The organism is Wenyingzhuangia sp. 2_MG-2023 (assembly GCF_030548295.1).
Classification (GTDB): Bacteria; Bacteroidota; Bacteroidia; order Flavobacteriales; family Flavobacteriaceae; genus Wenyingzhuangia.
In genome coordinates this window covers 285,115-301,117 of the sequence record NZ_JAUOSB010000001.1, presented here as the reverse complement: position 1 = coordinate 301,117, position 16,003 = coordinate 285,115, and the positions used below count along the sequence as shown (strand labels likewise).

At 32.5% G+C, this 16,003-nt stretch carries 17 protein-coding genes; 5 read left to right on the top strand and 12 right to left on the bottom strand.

Going from position 1 to position 16,003, the window contains the following annotated elements; translation table 11 throughout:
- Window positions 1-16 precede the first annotated feature (16 nt).
- Entirely contained in the window at window positions 17-1,039 is a 1,023-nt protein-coding gene (locus Q4548_RS01090; protein ID WP_303450404.1) for an FAD:protein FMN transferase, read from the top strand.
- A 124-nt stretch (window positions 1,040-1,163) separates the two neighbouring features.
- Here the strand turns inward: Q4548_RS01090 and Q4548_RS01085 are convergent, their stop codons facing one another.
- Together Q4548_RS01085 and map are read right to left on the bottom strand one after the other, a co-directional pair.
- Entirely contained in the window at window positions 1,164-1,931 is a 768-nt protein-coding gene (locus Q4548_RS01085; protein ID WP_303450402.1) for a class I SAM-dependent methyltransferase, read from the bottom strand.
- Window positions 1,932-2,750: a type I methionyl aminopeptidase gene (gene map / locus Q4548_RS01080; RefSeq protein WP_303450399.1), complete on the bottom strand. Its 819-nt coding sequence runs from the start codon at window positions 2,748-2,750 to the stop codon at window positions 1,932-1,934. It lies immediately after the preceding gene.
- 233 nt (window positions 2,751-2,983) lie between these two features.
- Here map and Q4548_RS01075 point away from each other — a divergent pair, with 233 nt between their 5' ends.
- A complete protein-coding gene (locus tag Q4548_RS01075; protein WP_303450396.1) occupies window positions 2,984-3,496 on the top strand; it encodes a gamma carbonic anhydrase family protein in 513 nt (170 codons plus the stop codon).
- A gap of 37 nt (window positions 3,497-3,533) precedes the next feature.
- Here Q4548_RS01075 and Q4548_RS01070 read toward each other — a convergent pair whose 3' ends face one another.
- The 9 genes from Q4548_RS01070 to Q4548_RS01030 form a co-directional block, all read right to left on the bottom strand.
- On the bottom strand, window positions 3,534-4,871 hold the full coding sequence (locus tag Q4548_RS01070) for a hypothetical protein (RefSeq protein ID WP_303450394.1): 1,338 nt from the start codon (window positions 4,869-4,871) through the stop codon (window positions 3,534-3,536).
- Between the two features lie 103 nt (window positions 4,872-4,974).
- Window positions 4,975-5,769: a glutamate racemase gene (murI, locus tag Q4548_RS01065; RefSeq protein ID WP_303450391.1), complete on the bottom strand. Its 795-nt coding sequence runs from the start codon at window positions 5,767-5,769 to the stop codon at window positions 4,975-4,977.
- A 92-nt stretch (window positions 5,770-5,861) separates the two neighbouring features.
- On the bottom strand, window positions 5,862-6,365 hold the full coding sequence (locus Q4548_RS01060) for an OmpH family outer membrane protein (protein ID WP_303450389.1): 504 nt from the start codon (window positions 6,363-6,365) through the stop codon (window positions 5,862-5,864).
- 5 nt (window positions 6,366-6,370) lie between these two features.
- A complete protein-coding gene (locus tag Q4548_RS01055) occupies window positions 6,371-7,069 on the bottom strand; it encodes an OmpH family outer membrane protein (RefSeq protein WP_303450387.1) in 699 nt (232 codons plus the stop codon).
- Window positions 7,070-7,076: 7 nt separating this feature from the next.
- A complete protein-coding gene (gene bamA / locus Q4548_RS01050; RefSeq protein WP_303450384.1) occupies window positions 7,077-9,611 on the bottom strand; it encodes an outer membrane protein assembly factor BamA in 2,535 nt (844 codons plus the stop codon).
- Window positions 9,595-10,299 carry an isoprenyl transferase gene (locus Q4548_RS01045; protein ID WP_303451543.1) on the bottom strand — a complete coding sequence of 235 codons (705 nt, stop codon included), beginning with the start codon at window positions 10,297-10,299 and terminating at the stop codon, window positions 9,595-9,597. The genes bamA and Q4548_RS01045 overlap by 17 nt, the downstream gene beginning before the upstream one ends.
- Window positions 10,300-10,365: 66 nt before the next feature.
- Complete coding sequence (locus tag Q4548_RS01040) at window positions 10,366-10,947, bottom strand: DUF6089 family protein (RefSeq protein ID WP_303450382.1); 582 nt, start codon at window positions 10,945-10,947, stop codon at window positions 10,366-10,368.
- A 66-nt stretch (window positions 10,948-11,013) separates the two neighbouring features.
- Window positions 11,014-11,919: an NAD kinase gene (locus tag Q4548_RS01035; RefSeq protein WP_303450378.1), complete on the bottom strand. Its 906-nt coding sequence runs from the start codon at window positions 11,917-11,919 to the stop codon at window positions 11,014-11,016.
- Window positions 11,920-11,943: 24 nt separating this feature from the next.
- Window positions 11,944-12,603 (bottom strand): CBS domain-containing protein, encoded by a 660-nt coding sequence (locus Q4548_RS01030; protein WP_303450375.1) that lies wholly within the window; start codon window positions 12,601-12,603, stop codon window positions 11,944-11,946.
- A gap of 74 nt (window positions 12,604-12,677) precedes the next feature.
- On the opposite strand from Q4548_RS01030, the gene Q4548_RS01025 reads away from it, so the two are divergent.
- From Q4548_RS01025 to tig, 3 genes are all read left to right on the top strand, one after another.
- The gene (locus Q4548_RS01025) at window positions 12,678-13,403 is read left to right on the top strand and encodes a pyridoxine 5'-phosphate synthase (protein WP_303450373.1); all 726 of its coding nucleotides are present in this window, start codon (window positions 12,678-12,680) and stop codon (window positions 13,401-13,403) included.
- Between the two features lies 1 nt (window position 13,404).
- On the top strand, window positions 13,405-14,175 hold the full coding sequence (locus Q4548_RS01020) for an alpha/beta fold hydrolase (protein WP_303450370.1): 771 nt from the start codon (window positions 13,405-13,407) through the stop codon (window positions 14,173-14,175).
- Window positions 14,176-14,282: 107 nt separating this feature from the next.
- On the top strand, window positions 14,283-15,602 hold the full coding sequence (gene tig, locus Q4548_RS01015; RefSeq protein ID WP_303450368.1) for a trigger factor: 1,320 nt from the start codon (window positions 14,283-14,285) through the stop codon (window positions 15,600-15,602).
- 62 nt (window positions 15,603-15,664) lie between these two features.
- Here tig and Q4548_RS01010 read toward each other — a convergent pair whose 3' ends face one another.
- On the bottom strand, window positions 15,665-15,979 hold the full coding sequence (locus tag Q4548_RS01010) for an EF-hand domain-containing protein (protein ID WP_303450366.1): 315 nt from the start codon (window positions 15,977-15,979) through the stop codon (window positions 15,665-15,667).
- Window positions 15,980-16,003: the final 24 nt, after the last annotated feature.

Here is a 16,003-nt window from a genome sequence, read left to right as displayed (position 1 = left end):
TTAAAACCTAATGGATATGCACCGAACTGCTACTATAAAACCTTTTAAAGTGCTTTTTTTTTGTTTCATAACACTTTTCTTTACAAATGCATGCAACGTTAAAAAAAACGGATATAAAAAACTTCAAGGAAACGTATTTGGTACCACTTTTCACATTAAGTATTCTGATAATCTAGAACGTGACTTAAGTGAAAATATTGCAGAATTATTTAAAGAAATTAATAATTCTCTTTCTACGTATCATAACGAATCAGTTATTAGCAAATTAAATAGTGGAATTCCATCTATAGAAGTGGATGATAATTTTAAAAATGTTTTTGTTTTAGCTAAAAAAATTCATAAAAACACAGAAGGATATTTTGACCCTACTATTGGAAAAACAGGGAATGTTTGGGGGTTTGGTCCTAAAAAAATAACCAAAGAACCAAGTGTATCAGAAATAGATAGTTTGATGCAGTATGTGGGTTTTGAAAAAGTGAGTCTAAAAGGAAATACAGTTGTAAAAGAGAACAAAGAGATTTATTTAGATTTTAATGCCATTGCCAAAGGTTACGGAGTAGATGTCGCGGGTTTGTTTTTAGAAAGCAAAGGGATTAAAGATTATTTGGTAGAAATTGGAGGTGAAATAAGAGCTAGAGGTAAAAACGCTAAGGGAGACGATTGGTCTGTGGGTATAGAAGAACCTCATTTTGATGGTGCTAGAAGTTTGCAAAAAATTACGCATCTTAAGAATGAGGCAATTGCGACTTCTGGAAATTACAGAAAGTTTAGAATAGATAGTATTACAGGACAAAAAATAGCACATACGCTGAATCCTAAAACGGGTTCTCCTGCACAAACTGATTTGTTAAGCACATCTGTGATTAGTACAAAATCTTGTGGGGAAGCGGATGCTTATGCAACGGCATTTATGGCGATGGGATTTGAAAAAGCTAGAAAAATTGCATTGCAACATCCAGATTTAAAAGTGTTCTTTATTTATTTAGAAAACGATAAACTGAAAACCTACAAAAGTGAGAACTTGAAGTTTGTGGAATAGTTTATTGAGAGTTTAAGATATTGCCAAGAAAAACATATTTACTAAATCAAATTCTAAAAAGTTAAGAGACTCGCTTTTTCTGAAGCAGATATCAATGTTGAAAAACAATTCTAAAAGAAGAGAACTATAATTCTTTAAAACAAATAGGTAAAATCTCATTTCTCATCAGAGCGAATTTCTCAATTTCTTGAGGAGAAAAATGGTCGGTAACTTTAAATTGTTTTACAGTAAAACCTGCTTTTTCCAGTCTAGTAAAATAGTCCAATCCGTAGATTCGTACATGATCGTATTGACCAAAATGGAGTTGTCTTTCTTCGGGTAATACAATACTAAAATCTTCGTAGGTGTTTTTTCTTTTTGTGTCTTGTGGAACTTGAAAAATTCCCCAACCTCCAGGTTTTAACACACGGAACAATTCGCTCATTGCTTTAGCATCATCTGCAATGTGTTCCAAAACATGATTGCAAAAAACAACATCATAAGTATTGTTGTCAAAAGGCAAATCACAGATGTCTGCTTTTACATCTGCTAAAGGAGAAAATAAATCAGTGGTGGTATAGTCTAAGTTTGTTTGCTTTCTAAAGCCTTTGTAAAAACATTGCTCAGGAGCAACGTGCAGTACTTTTTTAGGAGCGGTAAAAAAATCTGAATGATTGTTTAAATACAACCATAACAAACGATGTCTTTCTAAAGACAAAGTTCCAGGAGCAAGTACGTTTTCTCGTTGATTTTCGTAGCCATAAGGCAAGAATTTACGATAAGATTTTTGATTGATAGGATCTGTAAATGTATTTCCTTTGTAATAAAAATCTAAAAAAGGTTTTGCCAAATAACTGGCTTTGATCAACCAAGGTCTTGGAACCACATTCAATATGGTTTTGAACAAACTCATTTAAGCTCCATATGGTTTAGCTCTAAACTGATCTTCTACATTGGTAACAATTCCCAAAGCATCGTTGATGTATTTAAAAGTAGAAAGAATTTCTGGTTTACCGTCTACAATAGCAATATCGTGCTCAAAATGTGCAGATGGTTTACCGTCTTTTGTCAAAATAGTCCAACCGTCATTTAGCTGAATAATATCTTTGGTTCCCATGTTGGTCATAGGTTCAATAGCAACTACCATCCCGTTGACAAATTTTTTACCTCTACCACGTTTTCCGTAGTTTGGCATTTGTGGATCCTCGTGCATTTCTCTACCCAATCCGTGTCCTACCAATTCTCTAACCACACCATATCCATGATCTTCGGTGTATTTTTGAATGGCATAACCAACATCACCAACTCTATTTCCGGCTTTTAATTCTGCAATTCCAACGTATAAACTTTGTTTGGTTACTTCTAGTAATTCTTTTACTTCAGGAGCAACTTCTCCAACTTCAAAAGTATATGCATGATCTCCGTGAAATCCATTTTTAAGAGCCCCACAATCTATAGAAATTACATCTCCTTCTTTTAGAGGCTCTTTGTTTGGAATTCCGTGTACTACTTGTGCGTTTGGACTCATACACAATGAATTTGGAAAATCGTACAATCCTAAAAATCCAGGAACCGCACCGTGATCTCTAATAAAAGCTTCTGCCATGGTATCCAAAGCTAAAGTTGTGACACCTGGTTTTACTTCTTTGGCAAGCATTCCTAAAGTTTTAGATACGATCAATGCGCTTTCTCGCATCAATTCAATTTCTTCAAGAGTTTTTAGTACGATCATAGTCCTGATTTTATGGAATGCAAAGATAGTATTTATTTGAAAACTCTTCTTTGTTATGGATTTAGTATTTTTTAAATATAATTGACATCGTTCATTTTTACGTTGTGTTTTTTATGTATTGTTTCTATAACGATAAGAATTTCTTATTTGGAGTCAAAGAATTAAAGATTTCTCTTAGTTCTCAAGAGATGTTATGTCATCTATTTCTTTTATTTTTATACAAAAAGTACAGGATGATTATTAGAGAATTGAATGGGGTAAAACCCAAATTTGGGGAGAATTGTTTTTTAGCTGAAAATTGTGTGGTGATTGGTCAAGTAACTATGGGAGATGATTGTAGTGTTTGGTACAATGCTGTTATTAGAGGAGATGTTCATAGCATTACAATGGGGAACAAAGTGAATATTCAAGATGGAGTTGTAGTTCATGCTACGTATAAAAAATATCCAATGGTTATTGGTAATTCAGTCTCAGTAGGTCACAATGCCATTGTGCATGGTTGTACCATTCATGATAATGTTCTGATTGGAATGGGAGCTATTGTAATGGATGATTGTGTGTTGGAATCTAATTGTATTATTGCTGCAGGAGCAGTGGTTACGAAAGGAACCATTGTGAAGTCTGGAAGTGTGTATGCAGGTACACCCGCTAAAAAAATTAAAGATTTGAGTGAAGAATTACTAAAAGGAGAAGTAAATAGAATTGCTGATGCGTATGTTAAGTATGCAGGTTGGTATAAGGAATAGAAAAAGCTCCAATTGTATGTTTGGAGCTTTTTAAAATTTATCTCTTGTCAAGTATTTTTAGTCGATTTTCTGTTTTGCCAATAATTACAATTTCATTTTCTTTTGGAAGTTGTAAAGGATATTGAGCATCTATATAAATTCCCGCTATAGAAGCACCAATAATAGCACTTTCTCTTGCCAAGACTCCGTTGGTAGTTCCGTAATTTGCATCTTTTAGCACAGGATGAAAATCAGGATTTTTATAAAAAGCTTTTAAAGTGTTAGGAACCAATACAAAGTTTTTAAAAGACAAGGTTGCAGTATTGTCACTAGCACTCATACTAATATTTTTAAAGATTGAGTTTGGAGCAAAACTTCCTTTGGTTCTTCTTTTAGAATCTTTTGCCACAAATCCTTCTTTTAAGAATAAAGTCCAGGTACTCCCTTCAGACTTAGCAGCATCTACAAGTACTCTACCGTTTAATACAGAATGTGGCTGTAGTAATACTGCTGCTTTTCCATGAATACTAGCTACGTTTTTAATCACTATATTATCAACTCCTAAATCGTATTGTCTACCTGTATGAGCTTCTACTCTACAGGTCATTCCCCCTTCAGAAGATAAATTTTTCAACAAAATGTTTTTTCCAACATTGGTTTGTACCAACCCATAACCTATAGAGCCACCAGTCAATTCAACATTTGTAATGGTTACGTTCTGTGCAATATTTGCAGTTTCGTTATCTATTTCTACAGGATTAAAAGCAATGGCTGCTCCTTTGGTCAATTCATCTTCTATTTTAATATTTTCTATCAAAACATTTTTTACATATCCAAGAGCAATAGCTCTATAGAAAGTGTTTTTAGGTCTGTTAAGAATCAATTTGGGTCTAGTTTCAAGATTACCTAACCCAACTATTTTTACATTTTCTACTATAGGTTTTCCTTCTATCATCCCTACATTGAACAAAAAGTTTTTTCCTTTTTTTGTATGATCCATTTGGATAAAAGTTCCTTCTTGAATAGTGATGTGAATGTTAGACTGTAAGGTAACTTCTTTAAAAAGATAGGTTCCTGTTTGAATATAAATTTTACCTCCTCCTTTTTTGGATAAATTTTGGATTAGTTCATTTAGTTTTTCAGTATCGTTTGTTTCATCGATATGAGAAAATTTTTTGATTCTGTCTGAAGGGAGTTGGTCAAAATCTAGGGCTTGATAGCCTGCACCTTCTTCTGAATAAGGTGTGGCTTTATAAACGGCAATATCGGATACGTTTCCAGGATGAATTAACGTAGTGTTTTTTTCTTGTGTAATTTCGGAACTACTAATTTGATTGTTGTTTGCCGAACAAGATAAAATAGATGTTAGTAAAAGTATGTAGAATTGTTGTTTCATTGTAGATTTCTTTAAGGTGATTAAAACTATAATAAAGAAATCATCAAATAGAGCTCTATATGTACATTTTGCAGATGATAATTGCTTTGTGTGTTGAGTGGTTTTAAAAAATCACATAATCGATAACTGTGTTTTCAATATCCTTTACAAGATGAGTTAGTGTTTTAGGATCGCTATTGCTCATTAAGTAATGCTTCCCTTTTTGAATAGTATTATTTCTAAGATTTTTTTCAAATAGAATTTTTTCTGTTTGTTTAGCAACGGCACATCCTGAATCAATTATGGTTACTTTGTCTCCTATAATTTCTCTGATTTCAGGAATCAAGTAGGGGTAATGTGAACAACCTAAGACTAAATAATCTATGTTTTGAGCAACCATCGGAGTCAAAAGGTTTTGCAAGAGTTGTTTGGTTTCAAAACTGTTGATAAGGTTGTTTTCTATAAGCGGAACCAATCCTGTACCTTCTTGTTCAATAACTGAAATATTAGAAGCAAATTTTTGAGCAGTTTCATGAAACAAATGACTGCTAAGAGTTCCCTTGGTAGCTAATATTCCTATAGCTTTGGTTTTAGTAGCCAAGGCAGCGGGTTTTATGGCGGGTTCAATTCCTATAAATGGAATGTCAAATTGGTCACGTAAAATGTTTATGGCATTGGTTGTAGCAGTATTACAAGCCACAACAATAATTTTAACACCTTTTTGAAGTAGAATTTCTGTGTTTTTAATACAGATAGCTATAATTTCTTGCTCTGATTTTTCTCCATAAGGTGCATTTTTACTGTCTGCTAAATAAACAGTATTTTCATTAGGCAATCGATGGATAATTTCTTTCCAAATGGAAGTACCACCAACGCCTGAATCAAAAACACCAATGGGAGATTCTGGTTTTTGTAACATAGTTTTAAAACAAAACGGTAAATTAAAGATATAAAAAAAGCGTTCTGAAATCAGAACGCTTTTAGAATTTAAAAAAGAATAAACGTTTTGACTTAATTTACTCCTAATTTTGTTTTGATTGCAGCAGAAATATCTTCTCCTCCTTCAGAATAGATCAATGTTCTTGCATCTAAAATGTACTGAAGTCCTTTTTCTTTTGCGTATGCTTTGATGGCATCTTGTGCTTTTTTGATAATTGGTTCTAACAATTCATTTTGCTTTTTTTGCAATTCTTGTTGCGCAGCTTGTTGTAATTGTTGAATTTTAACTTGCTCTTGTTGTACTTCTGCAGCTCTCTGTTGGTTTTCTTCAGGAGTTTTAGATTTTTCTTCAGCAGTATATCTGTCAAATTTGGCTTTCAAAGCTGCAGAAGCTGCTTTGATTTCAGACTCATAAGTCTTTCCTAATTTTTCCATGTCAGTTTGCATTGTTTTTGCTTCTGGCATAGAGGCTACAACTTCATCTAAGTTGATGTGAGCTACTTTTTGTGCTTGCGCAAAGTGTGTAAATCCTATTGCTATAATTGCAATTAATAATGTAGTTTTTACTTGTTTCATCTTGTTTACTTGTTTAATCGTTTTTGTCGTTCTTCTTCCCTTTTAATTCGGAGTTCTTCTCGTTTTTGTCTTTGTTCTTCTATTCTCTTCTCTCTAGCTTTTCGAGCTTCTTCTTTTTTCAATTGAGCTTCTTCGGCTTCTATTTCCTTTTCAGATTTTTGAATGTACTTTAAAACTAGGTCGCTAATATCGTAATTGTTGTTTGTATATAGCATAACAATTGACGAAGATTTTTCAAAAATCATATCATATTTACGCAATTTGGCTACCGTCTGTACTGCATTGTATACCAAATCTTGATATGGCGTTACTAATTTCTTTCTTAATTCAAATAACTTACCTTCTACGCCAAAGTAAGTGTTTTCGGCTTTAACTATCTCGTTTTCATAGTTTTTTATTTCAACTTCTCTGTCTTCAATTAAATCTTCCGTTAACAATGGTTTTTCATTCAAATACTCCTTTTTTAGGGTTTCTAACTTTAGATACATTTTGTCTAAGTTTTTTTTCCAAAGAGTAGTTTCTGCATTTAATTTATCCTGAGCGTTTGTATAGGATGGAATCTGTTCTAAAACATATTCCATATCTACAAAACCTATTCTTTGTAATTGCTGTTGTTGTATTTGTGCTTGAATTGAAAAAGCACAGAAAACAATAACTAAAAATAGTTTCTTGATAAATGTATTAATGATGCTAGAAATAATCATGCCATTTTTAAAATTGTTGACCTATAATGAAATGTGTTTGCCAACCCGATTTTTGTGTTTCTCCTGGTATGTTGTCAAATCCATGCCCAAAATCAATACCTAACAAACCGAATGCTGGCATAAATATACGAATTCCAAGTCCGGCAGATTTTTTAACATCAAAGGGATTGAATGTGTTTAAATTTCTATAAGCATTACCCGCTTCCATAAATCCTAAAGCATAAATAGATGCAGAGGGTTTTAAGGTGATAGGATATCTAAATTCCATAGAAAACTTATCGTAAACCGTAGTTCCAATAAATTCTGAAGTATTGTTAGCGGTAGTTCCTAAATCGGATAAAGAACTGTTGGGATATCCTCTAAGTCCAATTACTTCTCTACCATCAAAGTTGTTGGTGTTCATACCATCTCCTCCAACAAAATATCTTTCAAAAGGAATTTCTCCTTTACCATCGTTATAGTTTCCTAAATATCCAAATTGCATATTGGTCATCAATACCAATTTACCAACCAATGATGTGTACCATTTTGCTTTTAAATTGATTTTGTAGTATTCTAAAAGTTTAAATCTTTCGTTATTAGTGTCGTATTCTTTGTCTGTAAATAAAGAATAAGGAGGTGTTAATTTACCTTCTACAACAAATGTAGAACCATATTTAGGGAAAATTAAACTAGGTCCTGCAGAGTTACGCTGTAAGGTAACGTTGTAAGACAAGTTGTGAGAAACACCTTTTCCGTCGTCAAAGGTTAAAGAACCAAAATTAAAGTTGTTTGCTTCGTACCTACGGTAACTAATTGCATTGTTGATAGAAAAATAGTCATCTGGCCATTTTAATCTTTCTCCAATTCCAACAGAAATACCAAATATATTTAACAATTGTCCTTTATCAACCTCGTTGTAAGATGTAATTGATCCATTAGAATCTCTTTGATATCCATATTGTCTTTGGTTGTAGATAGAAAAACTAAATGACCTTGGTTTTTTACCCCCTAACCATGGTTCTGTAAAAGAAACACTGTTAGAAGAGTTAAATCTACTTGCTTGTAGTCTTAAAGATAATTGTTGTCCATCTCCTAAAGGTAAAGGTTTGTATTCTTCTTTGTTAAAAATATTTCTGATAGAGAAGTTGTTGAAAGACAAACCTAGAGTTCCAATAAAAGAACCTCCACCATAACCTCCTTGCAATTCAATTTGGCTAGAACCTTTTTCTTCTAAGCTATACTCAATAGCAACCGTTTTATCTGCGTAATTTGGTTTTAAATCTGGGGTGATATTTTCTGCATCAAAGAATCCCATTTGCCCTAGTTCTCTAATAGAACGTATAATGTTGTCTTTACTGTACAATTCACCAGGTCTTGTTCTTAATTCTCTAAAAATCACATGGTCATTGGTTCTTTCGTTTCCTGTAACTGAAACGTGGCTAACTGTTGCAGGATCGTCTTCGTGAATTCTAATTTCTACGGTAATAGAGTCATTTTCTACCTTGGTTTCTACCAAATTAATTTGAGAAAATAAATATCCATTGTTTTGATACAGTGTAGAAATATCTTCAGAATCTGGAGTTCCATCACCTTTTACTCTTTCTTCTAGTGCTTTAGAATCGTAAACATCACCTTTTTCTATTTTTAAAATTCTTTGAAGAAAATCTGTGTTGTAAGTTTTGTTTCCTAAAAATAAGATGTCTTTGTAAAAATATCTGTTACCTTCTTCAAGTGATATGTGTAAATTGATTGAATTTTTATCTTCGTTCCAACTAATACTGTCAGAAATAATTCTAGCATCTCTAAAACCTTTTCGACGGTATTTTTCTATCAATTTTTGTTTGTCTTCTTCAAAAGCATCTTCAACATATTTAGAACGTTTCCAGAACCTACCCCAGAATTTTTGTTTGGTATCTTTTAATGCTTTACGAACATCTTTGTCTTCAAACTGTTCGTTTCCCTTAATATCAATTTCTTTAATTTTTATCAAGTCATTTTTGTCAATTCTGACAATTACATCTCTTTGATTAGCGTTTGTTGCGTTGACTTTGGGTGTAATCGTTACATCTGCACTTAAATATCCTTTGTCAATATAATATTGGCGGATATAATTTTCAGAAGAGGTAATTAAATTTTCTGTTAGCATTTTACCTGCGTTCAGCTCAGTATCCTTTTTAAAGGTTTTTGCTTTAGATTTGCTAACTCCTAAAAAAGTAATTTTGTTTAATTGAGGCAACTCTTTAACCGCAATTTCTAAGTAGATAGTGTTACCATCTAATTTGGTAGCGTAAACTTCTACATCACTAAATTTGTCAGATTTGTGTAGTTTTTTAATAGCACTTGTAAGCTTATCCCCAGGTATTTTTATTTCTTGACCTGTTTTTAACCCAAAATAAGAAATTACAGAGGTTTCTGAAAATTCATTTGTACCCGTTACGGTAATACCTCCTAAAAGATATTTTTTAGAAGTAGTTAAATCCGGTTGAGTTTCTTGAGAGAATAAAAAGTTTGTTACAAGGAATATAAGTCTAAAAGTATAGTTTTTAAGTAATTTGTTCATGTTCTCCATCTAATTGTTCACTGGTTTTTCCAAACCTTCTTTCTCTGTTTTGATATGTTTCGACTGCTTTATACAAATCCTCTCTTCTAAAATCAGGCCAAAGTATATCTGTAAAATATAATTCAGCATAAGCCATTTGCCAAAGGAGGTAATTGCTAAGTCTTTGTTCTCCACTTGTACGAATCATTAAATCTACATCTGGTAGGTTATAAGTGTATAAGTTTTGTTGAACAATTTCTTCGTCAATATCGTTAATACTTAAGGTACTATTTTTAACTTTTTCTGCAATTTTTTTGATACAAGAGGTGATTTCTTCTCTGCTTCCGTAGCTAAGAGAGAAGGTTAAGATAATTTTGGTATTATTCTTAGTTACATCAATCACTTCTTTTAAGGTTTGTTGTGCTCTTTTAGGCAAATCATTTAATCTGCCGATAGCATTTACCTTAACCCCATTTTTTTGAAAGTCGGGTACTTCTTTTTTTAAAGATTTGGTCAATAAATTCATCAATGCATCTACTTCTATTTTGGGTCTGCTCCAATTTTCGGTAGAAAAAGCATACAATGTTATTGCTTCGGTTCCTATTTCAGAGGCTCCAATAACGGCTTCTCGTACTGCTGTTAGCGCATTACGGTGACCAAAAATTCTAGCCATTCCTTGTTTTTTTGCCCATCTACCATTACCATCCATGATAATTGCAATATGCTTAGGAACCTTATTGTTTTTTAATTTGTTTAACAAACTGTAATTTTTAATTTAAAATTTGCTTCGGGCTTTATTACTTTTAGGCCAGCCAAATGTATAATAAAGACTCCCTCCAAAGAAATAATAAGCATCTAAAGTGCTGCTGTTAGATGCGTCGTTGTCTAACTGGTCTGTTAAAGCTATTCTTCCTTTTGCTTCTAATGACAAAACAAAATGCTTGGTAAGAGCTGTTTTGTAACCAATACCAACAGGAAGCGCAATGGTAGGTTTTATACCTGCACCTGAATTAAAAAGTAATGCAGCACCTTCTAAAATAAAATAAGGTGTTGATCTTTCGTTAGCTCTATATCTTAATAGGTTGTATTTCTTAAAGTTGTAATCAATACCTAAAGAGAATTCACTCATAGTTGTGATGTCACTACTAATACGGTTCACAGCAGCTCTATAAGCAATTCTTGGGTTGATATTTTTCTTAACGATAAAACCTACGTTGGTCGGAGAAACCGAAATGTTAAAAAGCTCATTACTTTCCCCAAGTATGTTAGGTATGTTTAATGTCAATCCCGCTTCATAGATTTGTGAAAAACCTGTGTGAAATGAAATCATCAGTAAAATGGAAACTATTTTTTTCATAATCAATGTTTAAATGTGTCAAATATAATTAATTGGTGGATAAATTTGGCTATCTATTCTACATTTTCACTTACGATACATCTTATTTCTTGTATCTTGTCCCCATAGGAGCTTATCTCTAAGTGTATTTATGAATGTATGATCTTTCAAAGCAATGATTTTAGCAAGAAAAGGTGCTTTGCTCACTATCAATTCTGTTTCTACATTTATGGCAGTTACTCTAGAGTCTAAAGAGGCTAGAAACTGATCTTCTCTTCTTAAAACTTTTAATTTTATTTCTGTATCGTCAGAAATAACAATAGGTCTAGCGTTTAAATTGTGTGGAGCTACAGGGGTAATTAAAAAATTATTGGTGTTGGGCATAATTACAGGACCTTGACAGCTCAAGGAATATCCTGTGGAGCCTGTAGGTGTAGAAATAATCAAACCATCAGCCCAATAAGTAGTTAGATATTCGTTATTCAAATAGGCTTCTACTCCAATCATAGAAGTTGTATTTTTTTTAGCAATGGTTAAATCATTTAATGCATAACCAATATTTACAAATTCAGATCTGTTTTCGTTGCTTTTTACATTTAGCATAACACGCTCGTCTATAGTGTAGTGGCTGTTTAAGAAGGCTTCCATAGCTAGTGAAATTTCATCTTTTTGTATGGTAGCAAGAAACCCCAATCTACCCAGATTGATTCCTAAAATAGGTATACTTAAGTGTTTGATTTGATCAAAAGCTCTTAAAATAGTACCGTCTCCACCTAATGTAATAAGTGCGTCAAACGAAGCATCTAGTTTTGTTTCGCTATCGTAAACACTTAAGTTATCTATAAAAGTAAGTCCAGTTGCCTGTATAGACTTAGCGTAGTCTTTATAAATATAGACAGATGCTTTAGCCTTGTTCAGGATGTTTACGAGCGTAGAAAGATAGTTTTCGTGAGAATCTTTATATACTTGACCAAAAATGGCTACTTTTTTCATTGCAATTACTTTTATACCGCAAAGTTAAATGTTTAAATACTTTATAAAGTAATCTGAACGTTTTTTTAATCCTTCTAAATATGAATCTTCTGTTAAGTTATTAACAATTGTATAGTCGTACCTTCTAAAAGATTGAATTAGTTCATTTATATTGATGGAATTTATCTTTAAAGTTATCAAAGTGTGTTCTTCATTCTTTTTAGAAACAAAACAACCTAAAATCTGATTGTCATTAGCTTCTACAATTTGACAAACTTCAGACATGGTAAATTCTTTCGTGTTTTTTTCTAACAAAAGAATATTCCCTTCGGTGTTTAAAAAATAAGTGTTAGAAAAATAATCTAGTGTGTCGTTTAAATCTAAATAACCAATGTATTCGTTTTGTTTGTTGATAACAGGAAGTATGTTGGTGTTGTGTTCTGCAAAATTTGAAATAACATCTAAAAGAGTGTCATCATCTTTAGAGAAAAAGAATTCGTACATATACTCTAATACTTCTAGTTTTTGAGTCTCATCATCTAGGCTGTCTAAATCTTCTTTTGCTATATTTCCTATGATTTTTTTTTCATGCACCACAGGGATGTGTGAATAGGAAATTGCATCAAAAACTTCCAATGTTTGTGCAACGGTTTTTTGATTGTCTACTGATATGTCGTCTTTAGAAATGTAATCGATTAGCTCCATAGCATTCAAATTAATGAAATTTGTTAATAGTTCGTTCTATTTTGAATATTTTTGCAATCATAAAAATACAGAATATGGCGGTATTAAGCGTAAATGTTAACAAAATAGCTACGTTAAGAAATTCAAGAGGTGGAGATGTACCTAATTTAGTGCAAGTTTCTAAAGATATTGAGGAGTTCGGAGGGCAGGGAATCACCATCCATCCAAGGCCTGATGAACGTCACATTCGTTATCAAGATGCGTTTGATTTAAAAAAAATAGTTACAACCGAGTTGAACATAGAAGGGAATCCGATTCCAAAATTCAAACAATTGGTGTTAGATGTAATGCCAAATCAGGTTACGTTGGTTCCAGATGGTGATGATAATATTACTTCAGATGCTGGTTGGGATACCATCAAACATCAAGCTTTTTTAAAAGATGTAATTGCTGAATTTAAAGCGGCGGGAATTAGAACTTCTGTTTTTATAGATACAGGAAATCCTGCGTTGATAGAAGCTGCAGCTACTACAGGAGCTGATAGAGTGGAGTTGTATACCGAAAAGTATGCTGTAGAATATGCAAAAGGGAATACTAGTGTGATTGCGGAATATGCTGAAGCTGCAAAACTTGCAAAGCAATTAGGAATGGGCGTAAATGCTGGACATGATTTGAGTTTGAAAAATATCAATTTTTTCGCAAAAAATATTCCTGAGTTAGATGAGGTTTCTATTGGACATGCGCTAATTTCTGAAGCATTGTACTATGGTCTGCAAAATGTGGTAAATATGTATTTATATAAATTACAAGACGTGTTATAATATGGAGTTGTTACATTCAAATGTTGTTGGTTCGGGTTTTCCATTGATCATTCTTCATGGGTATTTTGGTATGGGAGACAATTGGAAATCTCACGCAAACACATTGTCTAAAGATTATGAAGTGCACATGGTAGATCAGCGAAACCATGGACGTAGTTTTCATTCTGATGAATTTAATTACGAATTGATGGTGGAAGATTTGCGATTTTATTTTGAAGAAAAAGGAATAGAAAAAGCAATTGTGTTAGGGCATTCTATGGGAGGAAAAACAGCCATGTTGTTTGCTGTAGAATATCCAGAATTGATAGAAAAGTTGGTGATTGTAGATATTGCTCCAAAATATTATGCACCACATCACCATGCTATTATCGATGCATTGAATAGTGTGGATTTTTCACAATTAAAATTACGCTCTGAAATAGATGATATTTTAAAAGTGAATATTAAAGAAGAAGGAGTTCGTCAGTTTTTGTTGAAAAATGTGTATCGAAAAACCAAAACAGAAATGGCTTTTCGTTTCAATTTAAAAAGTTTGACCGAAAACAATTCTGAAGTAGGAGAAGCCTTGCCTTCTTTTACCATGTATGATGGAGATGTTCTTTTTTTACGTGGGCAGAAATCGGATTATATTCAAGACGAAGATTTTTCATTGATAGAAGCACATTTTGAAAAAGCTGAAATAGAAACGGTATCAAATGCAGGACATTGGCTGCATGCAGAAAACCCTGTTGAGTTTTACAATAAGTTGATTCGCTTCTTAAAGCAATCTTAACTGGAATCAAAGCGATTGAGCATGAATTGGTTATAACTTTTGTAGCTTAACGAAAAAATCGTATTTTTGCACCCAATTTTTTAGAGATTTTAAATAAAATTAGTCAAATGAACATTACTAAAGAGAATATCGATGCATTGAATGCAGTAGTTAAAGTTGATATTACAGCAGAGGATTATCAAGAGAAAGTGGCTTCTGTATTAAAAGATTATCGTAAGAAGGCAAACATTCCAGGTTTTAGACCAGGACAAGTGCCTATGGGATTGGTAAAGAAGCAGTACGGAAAATCAGTAATGGTTGATGAAGTAAATAAATTATTACAAGAGTCTTTGAATAACTTTTTGGCTGAAGAAAAGTTAGATGTTTTAGGAAATCCATTACCAAAATTGGAAGAGAATTTTGATTGGGATGCTGAAAACTTTTCTTTTGAATTTGAATTAGGATTGGCTCCAGAAATCAATGTAGATTTATCAGCAGGTAAAATTACAAAATACAATATTGTTGCAAACGACGAATTGATTGATAAAGAAGTTGAAAACTTACAAAACCGTTTTGGAAATGTAATTTCTCAAGAAGAAGTTGCAGAAAATTCCACTATTAAAGGAGTTTTTGTAAACGAAGAAAAAGAGATTGAGGCTGTTGCTACATTGGTATTAGAGGATATCAAAGGAAAATTAAACACTAAAAAGTTTGTAGGGTCTAAAGTAGGTGATGTTTTAGAGTTGAAAACTAAGAATTTGTTTAATGAAGATTTAAAATTAGCAACTTCATTAGGTTTAAAATTAGAGGAAGTTGAAGGTTTAGAAATTCCTGTTACTTTTAAAATAGATGAAATTAGCTACACAGAACCAGCAGATTTAGATCAAGAATTGTTTGATAAAATCTTTGGAGAAGGAGTAGTTTCTACTGCTGCTGAATTGAGACAAAAAATTAAAGAAGATGCTGAAGGACAGTTTGTACAACAAGCGGATCAATATTTGTTAAATGCAATAACAGAAAACTTAATTGAAAATACTTCTTTTGATTTGCCAAAAGAGTTTTTAATCAAATGGTTGGAAAGAGCTGGAGATAAACCTCTGACAGAAGAAGAGGCTGCTGCTGAATATGACAAGTCTGAAAAAGGGTTGCGTTACCAATTGATTGAAGGTAAAATAATGGCAGACAACGATGTGAAAGTTGATTTTCAAGAGTTGAAAGATTACGCAATTGGATTTATTAGACAACAAATGGCTCAATATGGTCAGATGAACCCTGAAGATCAAGAATTGGAAGATATTGCAATGAGAGTTTTGCAAAATCAAGATGAAGCTAAGAGATTACAATCACAATTGATTAGTTCTAAAATGTTAGACTTGTTTAAAGAAAAAGTTTCTTTTGATGAGAAAGAAGTAACTTATGAAGATTTTGTGAAAGAAGTTTATAAATAAGAATTGCATCATAACAAATAAAAAAGCGTTTTCTATATAGAAAACGCTTTTTTTATTCTTAATTATCTTCTTTGTCCTCCTCCTTGACCTTGTCTTTCGGGTTTAGGGGCGTTTTCTAATTCAGTTTTAGAAATAAATCCATCATCGTCAGTGTCTATTTCAGAAAACGTTTCTGCTAAAGGTCCTTTGACTTCGCTTTTAGACAATAAGTTGTCTTTGTTACTATCCATTTCGGCAAATAATTCTTCTATAGACGGACGTTGGTTTCGTTGCCCTTGTCCCTGTTGTGATCTAGATTGAGTTGTTTGTTCGTTTGACTTACAAGAAATGGTCATTGTAGCAATAGCTACTGTTACTAATAAAAATTTAATATTCATTTTGTTATAATTATGTGTTTATAT

What these genes read in the sequence shown, in the direction of transcription:
- Q4548_RS01090 (WP_303450404.1), top strand. Translation starts at nt 17, where the DNA reads ATGCACCGAACTGCTACTATAAAACCTTTTAAAGTGCTTTTTTTTTGT.
- Q4548_RS01085 (WP_303450402.1), bottom strand. Translation starts at nt 1,931, where the DNA reads ATGAGTTTGTTCAAAACCATATTGAATGTGGTTCCAAGACCTTGGTTG.
- map (WP_303450399.1), bottom strand. Translation starts at nt 2,750, where the DNA reads ATGATCGTACTAAAAACTCTTGAAGAAATTGAATTGATGCGAGAAAGC.
- Q4548_RS01075 (WP_303450396.1), top strand. Translation starts at nt 2,984, where the DNA reads ATGATTATTAGAGAATTGAATGGGGTAAAACCCAAATTTGGGGAGAAT.
- Q4548_RS01070 (WP_303450394.1), bottom strand. Translation starts at nt 4,871, where the DNA reads ATGAAACAACAATTCTACATACTTTTACTAACATCTATTTTATCTTGT.
- murI (WP_303450391.1), bottom strand. Translation starts at nt 5,769, where the DNA reads ATGTTACAAAAACCAGAATCTCCCATTGGTGTTTTTGATTCAGGCGTT.
- Q4548_RS01060 (WP_303450389.1), bottom strand. Translation starts at nt 6,365, where the DNA reads ATGAAACAAGTAAAAACTACATTATTAATTGCAATTATAGCAATAGGA.
- Q4548_RS01055 (WP_303450387.1), bottom strand. Translation starts at nt 7,069, where the DNA reads ATGATTATTTCTAGCATCATTAATACATTTATCAAGAAACTATTTTTA.
- bamA (WP_303450384.1), bottom strand. Translation starts at nt 9,611, where the DNA reads ATGAACAAATTACTTAAAAACTATACTTTTAGACTTATATTCCTTGTA.
- Q4548_RS01045 (WP_303451543.1), bottom strand. Translation starts at nt 10,299, where the DNA reads ATGGATGGTAATGGTAGATGGGCAAAAAAACAAGGAATGGCTAGAATT.
- Q4548_RS01040 (WP_303450382.1), bottom strand. Translation starts at nt 10,947, where the DNA reads ATGAAAAAAATAGTTTCCATTTTACTGATGATTTCATTTCACACAGGT.
- Q4548_RS01035 (WP_303450378.1), bottom strand. Translation starts at nt 11,919, where the DNA reads ATGAAAAAAGTAGCCATTTTTGGTCAAGTATATAAAGATTCTCACGAA.
- Q4548_RS01030 (WP_303450375.1), bottom strand. Translation starts at nt 12,603, where the DNA reads ATGGAGCTAATCGATTACATTTCTAAAGACGACATATCAGTAGACAAT.
- Q4548_RS01025 (WP_303450373.1), top strand. Translation starts at nt 12,678, where the DNA reads ATGGCGGTATTAAGCGTAAATGTTAACAAAATAGCTACGTTAAGAAAT.
- Q4548_RS01020 (WP_303450370.1), top strand. Translation starts at nt 13,405, where the DNA reads ATGGAGTTGTTACATTCAAATGTTGTTGGTTCGGGTTTTCCATTGATC.
- tig (WP_303450368.1), top strand. Translation starts at nt 14,283, where the DNA reads ATGAACATTACTAAAGAGAATATCGATGCATTGAATGCAGTAGTTAAA.
- Q4548_RS01010 (WP_303450366.1), bottom strand. Translation starts at nt 15,979, where the DNA reads ATGAATATTAAATTTTTATTAGTAACAGTAGCTATTGCTACAATGACC.